Genomic DNA, 16,206 nt, shown 5'->3' with positions numbered 1-16,206 from the left:
GGTGCTTAAACGGCGCCCAATGGATTGTCTATGCGGCAGCCGGCACGAAGCCGTTCGAAAGCTTCGCGACAACGGCGTTCAAAACGAGCCGCCCGGCGCGCGTCGCACGTATCCGGGCTGCCGGTATCCGGTCGACGGCAAACGCATCGGGAGCAAGCCCCGGCCCAGCGCAGGCACGAATGATATCCTTGTCGTCCGAATCCGGAATTGCGACGACCGCTTGCGCCCTGTTCGGCATGCCAATGACGTCCAACAGCCCTAGCGCGACGAGGTCATCAATGGCGTGCGCATCGGGCCGGACACCGCCAAGCGCCGCGAGCTGATCGAGATCGACACCTTCGCTCAACCGCAAACCCATCAAGAGCATCTCGTCTGCCTGCTCGGCGCACGTAAGCTCTATCGCCTCGACGACGCCCGTTCCGGTTGCTTCAACTCGATCAGCCCAAGCCTCTGGATTCCTCTCGGTAACCGTTGCGGAGCGTTGGCCTTCAACCAAAACTCGCCCATGCGCGCCGGGTCCGATACCGGCGTATTCGCCGTAGCGCCAATAGAGCAGATTATGCCGGCTCTCCGCACCGGGCCGCGCATAGTTCGAAACTTCGTACGCGGAGAGGCCACGCGCTGTGGTCAACACATCCGTGATTTCGTAAAGCGCACGTGCCGCATCGTCGTCTGGGATGACAAGCTTTCCGACGGCATGAAGCGCGGCGTAAGGCGTATCCGGCTCGATCGTCAGCTGATAGAGCGACAGGTGATCGCCCACCAACGTCAAGGCTTCCGTCAACTCGGCGCGCCAATCTTCCGCCGTCTGCTTCGGCCGCGCGTAGATCAGGTCAAACGAAAAGCGGTCGAAGGTCGACCGCGCAACATCGAGCGCCGTCTTGGCTTCGGCGACGGTATGAATGCGTCCGAGCTTACGAAGCTCATCGTCTCTCAATGACTGCACACCAATCGATACCCGGTTGACTCCCGCTTGGCGAAAATCACGAAAGCGCCCCGCCTCGACGCTGTTCGGGTTGGCTTCGAGCGTGATTTCGACATCGGATGAGATGCCCCAGCGCTTGGCAATGTGATCGAGGATCGCCGCCGTCGTCGCAGGCTGCATCAGAGACGGCGTACCGCCACCGAAGAAGATGCTGCTGACGGTCCGCGAGCCGACGAGATCAGCAATTCCGTCGATCTCTCGTTTATAGGCCGCGAGGAACCGCGCTTCATCCCAGCCGCCGAAGCGCACATGACTATTGAAATCGCAGTACGGACATTTCTGCGCGCAAAACGGCCAATGCACGTAGACGCCAAAGGGCGCCAACTGGCTTTGCGCGCTTTCAGAATCGCGGGCGATCGCACTGGACGCTTCGTCATTAAAAGCGCGATTGCATCCCTCTTCTCCCCTCCCCCTCGCGTGGAAAGGATTCCCCGGCTCTCCCTTCTCCCCTCCCCCTTGCGGGGAGGGGGCAGGGGTGGGGGGGACGTCCCAGGCGGGGGTGGGGGGGACGTCCCAGCTTTTTTCGTCGCAGCCGCTCACTCTTAAACTTTCTGCAGAATGTCCATTCGTAAAACACCCCACCCCCAACCCCTCCCCGTCAAGGGGAGGGGCTTTAGGCAGCTCAGGACAAGCAACCCATTTAGCCTTTCACGCTCGCTGCCAGCATCGCTTTCGCCATCTGGCGCCACGCGGGCTCGTCTGTCGCGGGCACATTCTTCAACTGCATTTCGAGCGCATCGAGATAATCCGCAAGCGTCACGTTCGCCCACTCGGCGCTGTTTACTTTGAGATCCGTCTTCAAATGCGCAAGGAAAGACGCCGCTTCAAGCCGGGTCGAAAGACTGGCCGCAGCCGCCGATAGCGCGGCAAAGTCGCGTCCGGGCGCTGGCGCTTCCCCTGCTTCTACCGGCTTCAAATGATCGAGCATGGCCGCCTTGAACGCTGCAAAAGCCCGCGTCCGATGCGAAATCGCGTACTTGTCCGCCGGCTCCATTTCTCCGAACGTCCTGGTCGCGCCTTCCGGCACGAACATCGGATCGTAACCGAAGCCGTTGCCGCCACGCGGCGGCCAAACGAGATGGCCGAACACCTTGCCTTCGAAAATCTGCGTCTCGCCGTCGGGCCACGCGAGGCACAGCACCGATATGAAATTGGCGCGCGGCGCCGGTGGCCCCCAGGCGTTGCGTAGACTGATTTCGTCTGCGACTTTCTTCATCGCAACCCCGAAATCTTTGCCCGGCCCGGCCCACCGCGCCGAATAAATTCCCGGCGCCCCGTCGAGGCAGTCGATCTCAAGTCCCGAGTCGTCGGCGAGCGACGGCAGCCCGGAACCTTCCGCAGCAGTGATCGCCTTGAGGCGCGCGTTGCCCTGAAACGTAGTCTCGGTTTCCTCGGGCTCCGAAAGCCCGAGATCGCCCGCCGAGACGGCGTTGAGACCGTAGGGCACGAGAAGCTGATTGATCTCCCAGACCTTGCCGGGGTTGTGGCTCGCCACGACAAGCTTCGAGCCGTCCGTCAGGCGCCGCATCAGGAAATCCCCCAGATGCGCGCCTCGGCGAATTCCAGGCAATTCCCCGCCGGATCGCGAAAATAGATCGACTGACCTCCCTTGGGCCATTCGAAGGCCGCTTCAATCTCGATCCCGAGCGCTGTAAGTTTCGACCGCCATTCGTCGAGGTCTTCGGCCGAGACGCGAAAGCAGACGTGCCCTTGGCCCTCCATGCCGTGCGGCGGCACCGGAAGCGCCCCGGGCTTCGGCGGGTGACGCGTCGCGTCCGGATTGAAGATCAAAAGCATCTGGTTTCCGCAGCGATAGAACACATGCCTGCCGGGCACGACGGCGAAAGGCTCCAGCCCAAGCACGCGCCGATAGAAATCCTCAATCGCCGCAAGGTCGCGCGCATAAAGGACGGTTTCGAGAATTGAGAGAGAGGGAGACGGCACGTTCAGATCAGCACCCATAGGAAAATCCCGGCACTTATTAAGCCGAGCACGGTTCGCCCGGCATGCAAGCGCCCCCACTTTTCAAGCGCGGCCCGTGATTGCGGTCCCGCCTGATCGAAGACCGTCGCCTTGAGCGCTCGGTTCGTCGGCATGATCCAGATAAAGGTATAGGGCCAGTTGGCGAACAGCACGAGCGCTCCGAGCAGCCAAAGCCCATTGCCGGTGACGAGCCATTCGAGAACGCCGAGCACCGACCCGACAAGAGCCAGTGTCGCCTGCATCATGGCACCGCGCGGATAGCTCATCTGCCAGTCCACCAGAGCCGGACCGTCGTCGAGTTCAAGCCGCGCGGGATGCTCGGCGAAACTCACGTATAGCGCCGCTCCGGCGAACATGGCCGCGGCAAACAGTGCGAATTCTCCGAACATGCTCGACCACCCGAGCGCTTGGTTTACGCAACAGTCAGCTTCTGCAGTTGGATAAGCTCTCCGATGCCCTTCTTGGCAAGCATCAGCAGCTCGCCAAAACGTTCTTCCGTGAATGGCGTCGTCTCAGCCGTCCCCTGGATTTCGACAATACCGCCGGAGCCGGTCATCACGAAGTTTGAATCGGCGTCGGCGTTGCTGTCTTCGGCATAGTCGAGGTCGAGCACCGGCTCGCCTTTATAGAGCCCACATGACACGGCCGCGATATGGTCGCGCAGAACGCCGTCCTTCACCATGTCGCGCATTTTCATCCATTGGATACAATCGTAGAGAGCCACCCACGCGCCGGTGATCGCAGCCGTTCGCGTACCGCCGTCAGCCTGGATGACGTCGCAGTCGACCGTGATCTGCCGCTCCCCGAGCTTCGGAAGATCGACGACCGCGCGAAGCGCCCGGCCCACAAGCCTCTGGATTTCCTGCGTTCGCCCCGAAGGGTGGCCGCTCGTGACCTCGCGCCGCGTCCGCTCGTGCGTCGACCGCGGGAGCATCGCATATTCGGCCGTGACCCAGCCCCGGCCCTGGCCCTTCAGCCATTGCGGCAGCCGCTCTTCGAGACTCGCCGTGCAGAGGACATGCGTGTCCCCAAATTTGATGAGACAAGAACCTTCGGCGTGCTTGGACACTGCACGATCAATGGAAACGCGGCGCAGCTCATCGGGCTTGCGTTTGGAGGGTCGCATATTGTTCCTGAAAACCTTGAAATTTCTCTGGAGGCTAAAGAAGTCATCCCCGCCCTTCAACCCTAAAGGCCGAAACCCTGCAAGCCGATTTGACGGGAGGCATTGGCGTTCCTAGACTCTGAGGCCATGAAAATGGACGACCAGATCGTGACTGCGGCCCTCCTTGACGGCAAAAGCCCGCTCCAGAAGCTTAACGAGCGCTCGCGCACGATCCTGCGGCGCATTGTCGAGAGCTATCTGGCAACCGGCGAGCCCGTCGGCTCGCGCAACCTGTCGCGCGCCCTGCCGATGGCTCTCTCCCCCGCCTCCATCCGGAACGTCATGTCGGACCTGGAGCAGCTTGGGCTCATCGTCTCGCCACACACCTCCGCCGGGCGGCTGCCGACACAGCTCGGACTGAGGCTATTTGTCGACGGCCTGCTTGAGGTCGGCGACGTGACACCCGAAGAACGGCGGCAGATCGAGACCCAGATCGCCTATCGCCGCGATAAGTCCGTCGACCAGTTGCTGAGCGAAGCCGGCGAGCTGATCTCCGGCCTTTCGCACTGTGCGGGCATCGTGCTCGCCGAAAAGCAGGTCGCACGCCTGCGCCACATCGAATTCGTGCCGCTCGAGCCCGGGCGCGGCCTCGCCGTCCTCGTTGACGAAGACCAGAACGTCGAAAACCGTATCATTGCGCTGCCCGAGGGTCTGCCTCCCTCCGTATTGCAGGAAGCATCGAACTATCTGAACACCCACGTCCGCGGCATGACACTGGCGGAAGCCAAGATTGAGCTCCAAAAATCGCTCGACGCTGCCAAGGCCGAGCTCGATCAGCTCGCACAAAAAGTCATCCAGGCGGGTCTTGCGGAATGGTCCGGCGTTTCGGACGATCGCAAGAGCCTGATCGTCCGCGGCCAGAGCAATTTACTGAAAGACGTCACCGCGGCTGAAGATCTCGAACGTATCCGCCAGCTTTTCGATGCGTTCGAAACCAAGCAGGACATCGTCGAGCTTCTCGGCGCCTCCGACAGGGCCGAAGGCGTGCGCATCTTTATCGGATCGGAGAACAAGTTGTTTTCGCTTTCGGGCTCTTCATTGATCGTCGCGCCATTCCGCGACGAAACCCGTCATGTCGTCGGCGTATTGGGTGTCATCGGCCCAACCCGGCTGAATTACGCCCGCATCATCCCGATGGTCGACTACACGGCCAAGCTGGTCAGCCGCCTCATTCCTTAATGGTTCATTGAGCGGATCGACAGTTGCGCTTTAGGGCCGCCTTGATTTTTAGGCTGTAGCAGCCGATATCCCGGGACCCGTTCGTGTCCGCATCGGGTTCACCTCATTCCCAAGCGAAGAGAAACATGAGCGACGAGAACAAGCCAGTTGACGAACCCATGCCTTCGGCCCCTGCACCGGTAGAGGGCGAGGTTACGCCGGAACAGCTCAAAGCGATGGTCGCCGCTCTCCAGGGCGAGATCGACAAGAAATCCACCGAGCTTGCAGCCAAGCAAGACCTTTATCTGCGCGCTGTTGCGGAGACCGAAAACGTACGCCGCCGCCTCGAAAAGGAAAAAGAGGAAACGGCCAAATACGCGATTACGAAATTCGCGAAAGACATGCTGACGGTCGGAGACAATTTCCAGCGCGCCATCGCGGCCGTGCCGAAGGATGCGCTCGAAACCGACGCCGCGTTAAGAACTTTGCTCGACGGCGTTGTTCTTGCCGAACGCGATTATCGCGGCGCCCTCGAACGGCACGGCATCGTCGTCGACAATCCGATCGGCCAGCCCTTCAACCCACATCATCATCAGGCCGTTATGGAGCAGGAGAGCGCCGACGTTCCGGCTGGCACCGTGCTCCAGGTCTTCCAGGTCGGCTATCTGATCGAGGATCGCTGCCTCCGTCCGGCGATGGTCGTCGTGTCGAAGGGCGGTCCGAAAGTCGCAAAACAAGACGCGCCCGAGCCGCCTCCGGCTGCTTAGTCGCGCCAACGACTTCTGGCCAAGGCCCCGACGAGATGATCCTGCGACGACTTTGCGCGCAGCCCTTGTCCGGCGCATTCCGTGGGATTTCGTGCCCTTAGAGCCGCGTTCGAGATCAAATCATTTCCTGCAAAATGGCCCGAAATCGAACGTGTTTGAGGGGGAAGGTTTATGCTGGTGTTTCGCAACGGAGTGGCTTTAAAGTTGATTTGCGGTTGCGCGGGTGAACCGTTGCACGCGAAAAACAGCTCCTTATATAACCGTCGGTCACACCATTGAAATCCTGGGGACCGGTGCTTTGAGCCCCTCGTGGGCGGGCACGTTGGATGCCAAACAGGGTCCACCCGGTCTGCCGCAACTGAGAAGGATTGACGAGAATGTCTAAAGTTATCGGTATTGACCTCGGCACGACCAACTCGTGCGTCGCTGTCATGGAGGGCGGGAAGCCAAAGGTTCTGGAGAATTCCGAAGGCGCGAACACGACGCCTTCTATCGTTGCATTTACGTCCGACGACGAACGCCTCGTCGGCCTGCCGGCCAAGCGCCAGGCGGTCACGAACCCCACCAACACGTTTTTTGCCATCAAGCGCCTGATCGGCCGCCGCTATGACGATCCGGAAGTGGTGAAGGACCAGAAGCTGGTCCCCTTCAAGATCGTCAAGGGCACGAACGGCGACGCCTGGGTCGAAAGCCACGGCAAGCAGTATTCGCCGCAACAGATTTCCGCATTCATCCTTCAGAAAATGAAGGAGACCGCCGAGGCCAAGCTCGGTGAGAAGGTTACGCAGGCCGTGATCACCGTTCCGGCCTACTTCAACGACGCCCAGCGCCAAGCCACGAAGGATGCCGGCAAGATCGCCGGCCTCGAAGTGCTGCGCATCATCAACGAGCCGACGGCAGCCGCGCTCGCCTACGGCCTCGATAAGAAGAAAGACGCCAAGACGATCGCCGTCTACGATCTTGGCGGTGGCACGTTCGACGTATCGATCCTCGAAATCGGCGACGGCGTCTTCGAAGTGAAGTCGACGAACGGTGACACGCACCTCGGCGGCGAAGACTTCGACATGGTGCTCGTCAGCTACTTGGCCGACGAATTCAAGAAGGAGCAGGGCATCGATCTCCGCTCCGACAAGCTCGCTTTGCAGCGCCTCAAGGAAGCCGCGGAAAAGGCCAAGATCGAACTTTCGAGTGCACCGCAGACCGAAATCAACCTGCCGTTCATCACGGCCGACGCGTCGGGCCCGAAGCATCTGACGATGAAGCTGACGCGCGCCAAGCTCGAGAGCCTGGTCGAGAGCCTGATCAACCGCACCAAAGGTCCCTGCGAAAAGGCCCTGAAGGATGCTGGCCTGAAGGCAGCCGAGGTCGACGAGGTTGTGCTCGTCGGCGGTATGACGCGCATGCCGAAGGTCCAGGAAGTCGTCAAGCAGCTGTTCGGCAAGGAGCCGCACAAGGGCGTCAATCCCGATGAAGTCGTGGCCGTCGGTGCGGCGATCCAGGGCGGCGTCTTGAAGGGCGAGGTCAAGGACGTCCTGTTGCTCGACGTCACGCCGCTGTCGCTCGGCATCGAGACGCTCGGTGGTGTGTTCACGCGCCTGATCGATCGCAATACGACCATTCCGACCAAGAAGAGCCAGACGTTCTCGACGGCGGAAGACGGTCAGAATGCCGTGACGATTCGCGTGTTCCAGGGTGAACGCGAGATGGCTGCCGACAACAAGATGCTCGGCCAGTTCGATCTGCTCGGCATCCCGCCCGCTCCGCGCGGCGTACCGCAGATCGAGGTGACGTTCGACATCGACGCCAACGGCATCGTGCACGTCTCGGCGAAAGACAAAGCGACCGGCAAGGAGCAGTCGATCCGCATCCAGGCCTCGGGCGGCTTGTCCGACACCGACATCGACAAGATGGTGAAGGACGCGGAAGCGCACGCAGCGGAAGACAAGAAGCGCCGCGAGCTCGTCGAGCTTCGCAACCAGGCCGAAGCGCTGGTCCATGGCACCGAGAAGTCGCTCACCGAAAACGAGTCGATTCCGGCGGTGGCGTCGATCAAGGGCGAGGTTGAAAGCGCGATCGCAACCGCCAAGACCGCGATTGCGGGCGAGGACGCCGAAGCGATCCGCTCTGCGACGACGGCTCTGACCCAGGTTGCGATGAAGATCGGCGAAGCCGTCTACACCGCCAAGGGTGGTGCAGCCGGCGTCGAAGGCGAAGAGCCATCTGCTGAGAAACCCGCAGGCGGCGACGATGTCGTCGACGCGGATTTTGAAGAAGTCAAAGACGACAGGAAGAAGTCGGCTTAACGGCCGACTGCAGTCTTATCGCCCTCGACACACTGCGGAAATCCCTGCATAGGGTGCCACAGCTGGGTCGGGGGCGAACGAATATAATCGTTTATGTAATTGCGGGCGCCCAGCCAGCCCTTTTGCCAACAGGTCACAGAACAACAAAACCATGGCCAAGCGGGACTACTATGAGGTTCTCGGCGTCAAGCGAAGCGCCACGGAACAGGAAGTCAAATCCGCCTATCGTGGTCTCGCCAAGGAATACCATCCCGACCGCAACGCTGGCGACAAAGACGCCGAGCGCCGCTTCAAGGAAGTGAACGAAGCCTACGAAGCGCTGAAAGATCCACAAAAGCGCGCCGCCTACGATCAGTTTGGACACGCGGCCTTCGAAGGCGGAATGGGTGGCCGCGGACCTGGGGGATTTGGACCCGACTTCGCCTCGTCGATGTCTGATATTTTCGACGACCTCTTCGGCGAGTTCATGGGAGGCCGGCGTGGCCAAGGGCGTGGTGGACGCTCGGGGCGCGAAGCCGGTGCCGATCTCCGCTACAATCTCGAAATTACTCTCAGCGAAGCTTTTAGCGGCAAGACCGCACAGATTCGCGTTCCGGCGAGCGTCAAATGCGAGACGTGCTCTGGAAGCGGCGCCAAGCCCGGCACCAAGCCGCGCGCGTGCGCAACCTGCGGCGGCATGGGAAAAGTCCGCGCCAGTCAGGGCTTCTTCACGATCGAGCGCACCTGTCCGGTCTGCCAGGGCCGCGGCGAGACGATCGACGATCCCTGCGTCGATTGCGGCGGAGCCGGGCGCGTGCAGAAGGAACGGACGCTATCGGTCAACATCCCCGCCGGCGTCGAGGATGGCACCCGCATTCGTTTGGCCGGAGAAGGCGAGGCCGGACTTCGCGGCGGCACGCCCGGCGATCTCTACATTTTCCTGTCGATCAAGCCGCACGAATTTTTCCAGCGCGACGGCGCCGACATCTTCTGCAAGGTGCCGATCTCGATGACGACCGCGGCGCTCGGCGGTCAGATCGAAGTGCCGACGCTCGAAGGCACGACGACGCGGGTCAAAATCCCCGAAGGCACCGAAAGCCGCAAGCAGTTCCGGCTGCGCGGCAAGGGTATGCCGGTCTTGCGCGCCAAGGTGACCGGCGACATGTACATTGAGGTCGACGTCGAAACGCCGAAGAACCTGACGCGCCGCCAACGCGAGCTGCTCGAAGAATTCGAGCGCGCAAGCCATAAAGAGACAAGCCCGGAAAGCGCTGGCTTCTTCTCGCGCGTTAAGGAATTCTTTGAGGGTAAGAGCGGCTGAGCCGCACGCTCTCGCGACTTCCGCCCTAATCCCTGTTCCCTAATCCCTGTTCCCTCGGTAGGGTCCGCTCGACCGATGGCCAAATCCCACACGGACAATTTCATTTTCCATGACAGCATCGACGAAGTCCGATCCACGCCTGCTCTTCTTCGCGGGCAGCGCCCGCAAGAATTCACACAACAAACGCTTGGCGAGACTTGCGGCTCAGATCGCCGAAGCAAACAACATTCCCTCGACATTCGTCGATCTCGCCGACTATCCGATGCCGCTCTATGACGGCGATCTCGAAGCGGCATCGGGTCAGCCGGAAAACGCCCACAAGCTGAAAAACCTGATGAAGGCCCATACCGGCATCTTCATCGTCAGCCCCGAATATAACGCCGGGTTCACGCCACTTTTGAAAAACACGATCGATTGGATCAGCCACATCCGCGACGACGGCGAAGCGCCGATGGAGGTCTACAGGACACGTGTCTTTGCGCTTGGAGCGGCATCGAACGGTGGTACGGGAGGTATGCGCGGACTCTCGCAATTACGGTTGGTTCTGGAGCTTGGCATCGGCGCGCTTGTCCTGCCCGATCAGTTCCTGCTGCCCCGCGCCGCCGATGCTTATAACGAGCATGGACACCTGAAGAACAAGGATCAGCAGGAACAATTGAAGACGGTCATTCAAAAGCTTGCCCGCGCCGCGCGCGTTTTGCACGGATGACACGATGACGAATGCAAAAGACAAACTGATCGTCGCCCTCGACCTGCCCTCTTACGATGACGCACGCGTGCTCGTGAATCGCTTGGGCGATACGGTGACGTTCTACAAGATCGGACTCGAACTCTTGTTTTCGGATGGCTTGTCGCTAGCGAGCGAACTGAAGCAGGAAGGCAAACGCGTTTTCCTCGATCTTAAATTTCTCGATATTGGCAACACTGTCGAGCGCGCCGTCGCCTCGGCCGCGGCACTCGGCGTCGACTTCATCACCGTTCACGGGCCGGACACGAAAACGCTGAAAGCTGCCGTGCGTGGGCGCGGCGACTCGACGCTAAAGATTCTTGCCGTAACGGTTCTGACAAGCCTCGATCAAGGCGACCTCGACGAACAGGGCATCCCATTGACGCCCGGCGCGCTGGTGCTGAGCCGCGCACGCATTGCTCACAACGCCGGTGTCGATGGCGTCATCGCCTCGGGCCAGGAGGCGGCCGCCATCCGCGCCAAGACCGGTTCCGAATTCCTGATTGTTACGCCCGGGATTCGCCTCCCCGGTAGCGAAACAGGGGATCAGGCGCGCATTACGACGCCGGAAGAAGCGATCCGCGATGGCGCTAATCACATTGTCGTCGGTCGGCCGATTAACGCTGCAAAAGATCCGAAGGCCGCTGCCGAAGCCTTCCTGTCCCGCATTGCGAACACCTAATCCGCAGATATTGGATATTGGCACAACCGCCTGCCACATCCTCGCCAAGCTCTGACCACGCCCAGCGCACACTCCGGATTTACCAAGCATTAACCGTCTGTGGGGCTAGGCTAAAGGCCAGCCCGGGGAACAGGTCACGCGGGGTTCACGGCAGATGTTGCGGCGTTCAATGAAGCGGGCGGATTGGCTCGCTGCGGTTCTATATTTTCTGATAGCGCTGCCGGCACTCCAAGCTGCGCGCGCCGGGGAAGCCGCCGCTGAGAAACCTCTTCCCGCGACCACCGAAGCCGCGCTGCTGATGAAGGACATTGTTCCGGAAGCGCCGGTCTACATCCGCGTTTTCAAAGAAGAGTCGGAACTCGAGGTCTGGAAAGCGCGCCCCAACGGCCGTTATGCGCTGATCAAGACGTTCCCGATCTGCAATTGGGGCGGCACGCTTGGCCCGAAGCGAACGCAAGGCGATAGCATGTCGCCAGAAGGATTTTACGGCGTCACGCCCGGCGCCATGAAACCCGACAGCAAATACCATCTCGCCTTCAACATCGGCTATCCGAACGCGCTCGACAGAGCACTTGGCCGGACAGGCGCCTACATCATGGTGCACGGCGATTGCCGCAGCGTCGGCTGCTTCGCCATGTCGGACAAGCTGATCGAGGAAATCTACGCCTTCGTGCGCGATGCCCTCGCCGCGGGCGAACCGTCCGTCCCGGTCCACGTGTTTCCGTTCCGCATGACCGACGCCAACATCAAGCGCCATGCCGATAACCCCGCACGCGACACCTGGGGTCCGCTGAAGCAGGCCTATGATGATTTCGGCGAGACGAGAGAGCCGCCGAAGATTGGAATGTGCGGCAAGCGCTACGTCGTCAATTCGCTGACACCCGTGGGCATGGACCCGAATGCCGCGTGCCCGGCGCTCATCGGCAAACGCCTCGCTCCTTTGTCGCCGCGCCTATCCAGGAGACTCGCGCAGAACGATCCGAGCCTCGAGGCCCGGGGCAAGAAGATGAAGACGGCTCAAGAAAGCTCGAGCATTTATGGCTTTTTCACAAGCTTGAGCTGGGGATCCACAACAGCGACCATCAGCGCCGAAAACCGTCCGGCTCGCCAGAGCAGCGACGCCAGCCTCGGCGCCGTCCAGCCGCTCTTGGGACCCTGATCGATCGGCCGAATTTCCCTTCTTCGTCCTCATGGGTTGCCGAAGCTGCCCCGCTCCAGCTATGCCACCGCAGCCAAACATCACATAGCAGAGAGACAGCAATGCCGAAGGGATATGTCATCGCCCACGCCACAGTAACGGATCCGGAGAAGTGGGCCGCCTACGTCGCGAAATCGAAAATCGCGCTCGACAAGTACGAGGGCAAGCCCATCATCCGCGGCGGCCGTTACGAAATCGTCGAAGGCAACGGCACGGCACGCAACGTCGTCCTCGAATTCCCGAGCTACGAGCACGCGCATGGCTATGCGACGTCGCCCGAATATGCCGAAGCCAAGGCGCTCCGTCAGGGCGCTGGAAAACTCGACATCACGGTCGTCGAAGGCGTCTGATCTTTCCAGTCATCCTAGGCTTCATGCCCAGGATGACAGCTTCACGCGAGGCCCATGCGATGCCCCACTTTCCCTCGGGCGATGGACGGACGCCGTGGCGCGCACTGGTGTTGACGCTATTCCCCGAAGCATTTCCGGGACCGCTCGGCGTTTCGCTCGCCGGACAGGCGCGAGAAGCCGGTATCTGGTCGCTCGATACGATTCAGATTCGCGATTTCGGCCTCGGCAAGCATCGTCAGGTTGACGATACGCCCGCGGGCGGCGGCGCAGGGATGGTGCTGCGCGCCGATGTGCTCGGCCCTGCGCTCGATCACGCGGCATCGCTCTCTCCCGACGCACCGATGATCTACCTCTCGCCGCGCGGCACCCCGCTGACGCAAAGCCTGGCGCGCGATCTCGCCGACAGTCCCGGCGTCACGCTGCTCGCAGGCCGCTTTGAGGGCATCGACGAACGCGTCATTGCAGCAAAGGGGCTCAAGGAAGTCTCCATCGGCGACTACGTTCTCGCGGGCGGCGAGGTCGCGGCCATGGTCCTGATCGAAGCCTGCGTACGGCTGCTTCCCGGCGTGATCGGCGCCACGGAGAGCCTTGCCAGCGAAAGCTTCGAGACGGGACTCCTCGAATATCCGCAGTTCACCAAACCGCGCGATTGGGAAGGCCGGTCGATCCCGGACATTCTGCTTTCCGGGGACCACAAGAAAATCGAGGCATGGCGGCGAAGTCAGTCCGAAAAACTGACTGCTGACAGGCGGCCCGATCTGCTACGCCCTAGTGGCCAAAAACGCACGTAAAGATCGCCATCAAACCTTCGCCTTTGCATGGTCAGGATTTTCCTGGACAAATGCATCCAGGGGAAAGATTCGCGCAAGCTCGCGGCCTCCGCGGCGGGCGCAATCGGAAACGCCGGCGTGCGCGTTGCCAATCGGGACAGGGTGATGGGGAACTTCAAAGGCATTCTGTTCGGCACGATCGCGGCCTTTGCGACGATCCAGCCGGTGCTGGCGGACCCTTCGCCGAACGAAGCTCCAGCACAGAACGCGCCCGCGCAACCCGCAATGCCCCCCGCGCCCGAAACCGCCGCCGCTCCGGCTGCGGTGGCCGAAGATCCTGTTCTTGGTGTCGTGCGCACCAAGCTCAGAGTCACACATCCTGCGGACAACGAGCGCGAGAGAATGGATCAGGCCGCGCTCACCGAATTCTATGCCGCGCGTCATGGCGAAGGACTTTGGGTAACTGCTTCCGGCCTGAAACCCGCTGCCAAAGCGCTCGCCGCCGAAATCGAAAACGCAAACGCCTACGGTCTCGATGCCAGCGTATTCAAGCTGCCGAAGCTTGAGAACGGTGCGCTGACCGCAACCGACACCGACGCACTCGCCGACGCCGAGATCCAATATTCGACCGCAGCCCTGCTCTACGCGCGCTACGCGCGCGGCGGACGCATTCCGGACCCGTCCGAAATGCTGACGACCGAATTCGATCGCCGGCCACAGTGGATCGAACCCGCGACCGTCATCAACGCGCTCGCCGACTCCCACGAACCGGACGCTTATCTCCGGAGCTTACATCCGCAGCAGCCGCAATTCGAAAAGCTCCGCCAGATCTACGTGACGATGCTGCCCAAGGACGGCAAGCTGACAAAGCTCAGCCCTACTGCGAAACGCATTCGCGCCAACATGGAGATGTGGCGTTGGATGTGGCTCGATATGGGCGACTTTTACGTGCTGAACAACATCCCCGAGTTCATGCAATATGTCTACAAGGACGGCAAAATCATCCGCTCCGCGAAGATCGTTGCAGGCCAGCTCGACAAGCAGTCGACGATTTTTTCGCGCCCTTTGAAATACGTCGTGCTCCGTCCGACGTGGCGCGTTCCGGAAAGCATCATGGTCAACGAGCTGTGGCCGAGCCTCATCCGCGGCGGCGCCTTGATGCGTCAGTACGGGCTGCAGCTTGAAACCAAAGACGGCAGGCGGATCGATTGGCGCAAGTACGATTGGGCGACGACCGACATTCGCGACTTCAATGTCATCCAGCCGCCCGGTCCGAAAAGCGTACTCGGTCACGTCAAGTTTTCATTCCCAAGCCAGCACACGATCTTCATGCACGACACACCGGACAAATGGATGTTCCGTCCGGCGCAACGCACGCTCAGCCACGGCTGCCTCCGCGTACAAAATCCGATGCAGCTCGCCGAAATGATCCTGATGGAAGACAAAGGCTGGGACGCCGCCAAGGTCGCCGAGCTCGATCGCTCAGGGCCCCTCAACAATGAGATCCCGATTACGAAAGAAATTCCGATTCACCTCGTCTATTTCACGGCTTGGGTCGGCGATGACGGCAAGCTGAAGACGTTCGGTGACGTCTACGGGCATGAAAAGCGGATCACTCTGGCACTCGACGGCCAATGGTCGAAAATCAAGAAAGGGCGCAATCATCTGGCGCCCGTCGAGCCAAGCTTCAGCCCGGCCGCCGTCGCTGCCAAATCCCGCGGTATTGATGACGAAGCCCCGCGTTCCGCTCAGAAGGAAGAATCGCTCGGCGACATTATCGGCAACGCCTTCGGACTTTGAATCCACGCGTTCGCTAAGGACTCTCTAGCCATGGTGCTCGGTTGCTTGCACAAGAGTGTTAATTCCGCAATTTGAGAATGTGAGTAATGGCCATGGCCCAGAATGGGCAAGCATCTGCACGCGTGAGGTCCAGCCACTACAATCGGGCGCACCCGTTTCCCGCTCGACAACGGACCTCTCTTCGAGTATCAGCGGCGCAACGATAACTCCCCTCAAACGGGTGGCCCATCAGGGGCTTGCATGACCGGCTCGGTCTTTTTTGCCGCCAGCCGATCCTCTGCGTCATCAAAAAATGAAACGGAATCAATAAGATGAACATTATCCAAGAGCTCGAACGCGAGCAGATGGACGCCGTCCTCTCGAAGCGCGGCATTCCCGAATTTGGCCCCGGCGACACCGTCAGAGTGATGGTAAAAGTCATCGAGGCGGCCGAGGCCGACCCCAAGGACAAGAAGAAGAAGGTCGAGAAAGAACCGACCGTCCGGTTCCAGGCCTATGAAGGCGTCGTGATCGCCCGCTCGGGCAGCGGCCTCAATGAGAACTTCACGGTCCGCAAGATTTCCTATGGTGAAGGCGTCGAGCGTGTCTTCCCCATCTATTCGCCCTATATCGCCGAGATCGAAGTCCTTCGCCGCGGCAAGGTCCGCCGCGCGAAGCTTTATTATCTCCGCGGCCGCCGCGGCAAAGCCGCCCGCATCTTCGAGCGCACGGATGCGCGTGCACGCCGCCTCAACGCCGCTTGGAAGGGCTTCAAGAAGCCGAAGGGCGAGGCCGATGATCTGACGCAGATCAAGGGTATCGACATCGACCTGCAGAACCGTCTGAAGCATCTCAACTGCTACAAGGTCGAGCAGATCGCCAACCTGTCGGATGAAGACATCGCCAACATTGATGAGACGCTGAACCTCAAGGGCGCCATCGAGAAGCAGGATTGGATTGGACAAGCGCAGCGGCTCGTCGCGGAGCTTACGGCGGCCGAAGTTCCGGCTGAAGACGCGAAGGAATAAGCCGTCGTTTG

At 60.9% G+C, this 16,206-nt stretch carries 16 protein-coding genes; 11 read left to right on the top strand and 5 right to left on the bottom strand.

The window, feature by feature from the left end; all coding sequences use genetic code 11:
* Positions 1–28: 28 nt before the first annotated feature.
* From hemW to rph, 5 genes are all read right to left on the bottom strand, one after another.
* A complete protein-coding gene (gene hemW / locus HYPDE_RS17340) occupies positions 29–1,309 on the bottom strand; it encodes a radical SAM family heme chaperone HemW (RefSeq protein WP_348226061.1) in 1,281 nt (426 codons plus the stop codon).
* A gap of 316 nt (positions 1,310–1,625) precedes the next feature.
* Positions 1,626–2,513, bottom strand: coding sequence for an RdgB/HAM1 family non-canonical purine NTP pyrophosphatase (rdgB, locus tag HYPDE_RS17335; protein ID WP_015599845.1), 888 nt, complete (start codon positions 2,511–2,513; stop codon positions 1,626–1,628).
* Positions 2,513–2,947, bottom strand: a complete 435-nt coding sequence (locus tag HYPDE_RS17330; protein ID WP_015599844.1) for a VOC family protein — start codon at positions 2,945–2,947, stop codon at positions 2,513–2,515. Before HYPDE_RS17330 ends, rdgB begins: the two co-directional genes overlap by 1 nt.
* A complete protein-coding gene (locus HYPDE_RS17325) occupies positions 2,932–3,357 on the bottom strand; it encodes a DUF1772 domain-containing protein (RefSeq protein WP_015599843.1) in 426 nt (141 codons plus the stop codon). The genes HYPDE_RS17330 and HYPDE_RS17325 overlap by 16 nt, the downstream gene beginning before the upstream one ends.
* Positions 3,358–3,380: 23 nt before the next feature.
* On the bottom strand, positions 3,381–4,094 hold the full coding sequence (rph, locus tag HYPDE_RS17320; protein ID WP_015599842.1) for a ribonuclease PH: 714 nt from the start codon (positions 4,092–4,094) through the stop codon (positions 3,381–3,383).
* 132 nt (positions 4,095–4,226) lie between these two features.
* On the opposite strand from rph, the gene hrcA reads away from it, so the two are divergent.
* The 11 genes from hrcA to rplS all read left to right on the top strand — a co-directional run bounded on the left by hrcA (position 4,227) and on the right by rplS (position 16,195).
* Positions 4,227–5,312, top strand: a complete 1,086-nt coding sequence (hrcA, locus tag HYPDE_RS17315) for a heat-inducible transcriptional repressor HrcA (protein ID WP_015599841.1) — start codon at positions 4,227–4,229, stop codon at positions 5,310–5,312.
* 125 nt (positions 5,313–5,437) lie between these two features.
* Positions 5,438–6,058 carry a nucleotide exchange factor GrpE gene (gene grpE, locus HYPDE_RS17310; protein ID WP_015599840.1) on the top strand — a complete coding sequence of 207 codons (621 nt, stop codon included), beginning with the start codon at positions 5,438–5,440 and terminating at the stop codon, positions 6,056–6,058.
* A gap of 377 nt (positions 6,059–6,435) precedes the next feature.
* The gene (gene dnaK, locus HYPDE_RS17305) at positions 6,436–8,361 is read left to right on the top strand and encodes a molecular chaperone DnaK (protein ID WP_015599839.1); all 1,926 of its coding nucleotides are present in this window, start codon (positions 6,436–6,438) and stop codon (positions 8,359–8,361) included.
* A gap of 151 nt (positions 8,362–8,512) precedes the next feature.
* The gene (dnaJ, locus tag HYPDE_RS17300; protein ID WP_015599838.1) at positions 8,513–9,661 is read left to right on the top strand and encodes a molecular chaperone DnaJ; all 1,149 of its coding nucleotides are present in this window, start codon (positions 8,513–8,515) and stop codon (positions 9,659–9,661) included.
* 109 nt (positions 9,662–9,770) lie between these two features.
* Positions 9,771–10,370, top strand: coding sequence for an NADPH-dependent FMN reductase (locus HYPDE_RS17295; RefSeq protein ID WP_015599837.1), 600 nt, complete (start codon positions 9,771–9,773; stop codon positions 10,368–10,370).
* A gap of 4 nt (positions 10,371–10,374) precedes the next feature.
* The gene (gene pyrF, locus HYPDE_RS17290; RefSeq protein WP_041321479.1) at positions 10,375–11,070 is read left to right on the top strand and encodes an orotidine-5'-phosphate decarboxylase; all 696 of its coding nucleotides are present in this window, start codon (positions 10,375–10,377) and stop codon (positions 11,068–11,070) included.
* A 154-nt stretch (positions 11,071–11,224) separates the two neighbouring features.
* Positions 11,225–12,229 carry a L,D-transpeptidase family protein gene (locus tag HYPDE_RS17285; RefSeq protein WP_041320617.1) on the top strand — a complete coding sequence of 335 codons (1,005 nt, stop codon included), beginning with the start codon at positions 11,225–11,227 and terminating at the stop codon, positions 12,227–12,229.
* Between the two features lie 101 nt (positions 12,230–12,330).
* Entirely contained in the window at positions 12,331–12,618 is a 288-nt protein-coding gene (locus tag HYPDE_RS17280; RefSeq protein ID WP_015599834.1) for a DUF1330 domain-containing protein, read from the top strand.
* A 59-nt stretch (positions 12,619–12,677) separates the two neighbouring features.
* Positions 12,678–13,409 carry a tRNA (guanosine(37)-N1)-methyltransferase TrmD gene (gene trmD / locus HYPDE_RS17275; protein ID WP_041321478.1) on the top strand — a complete coding sequence of 244 codons (732 nt, stop codon included), beginning with the start codon at positions 12,678–12,680 and terminating at the stop codon, positions 13,407–13,409.
* 144 nt (positions 13,410–13,553) lie between these two features.
* Complete coding sequence (locus HYPDE_RS17270; protein ID WP_041321477.1) at positions 13,554–15,188, top strand: L,D-transpeptidase family protein; 1,635 nt, start codon at positions 13,554–13,556, stop codon at positions 15,186–15,188.
* Positions 15,189–15,499: 311 nt separating this feature from the next.
* Positions 15,500–16,195: a 50S ribosomal protein L19 gene (rplS, locus tag HYPDE_RS17265; protein ID WP_015599831.1), complete on the top strand. Its 696-nt coding sequence runs from the start codon at positions 15,500–15,502 to the stop codon at positions 16,193–16,195.
* The last annotated feature ends 11 nt before the right edge of the window (positions 16,196–16,206 follow it).

The sequence above is a fragment of the Hyphomicrobium denitrificans 1NES1 genome, assembly GCF_000230975.2.
Lineage (GTDB): Bacteria > Pseudomonadota > Alphaproteobacteria > Rhizobiales > Hyphomicrobiaceae > Hyphomicrobium_B > Hyphomicrobium_B denitrificans_A.
Note: the sequence above shows the minus strand (reverse complement) of the source record. Positions and strands in the feature narration are given on the sequence as shown.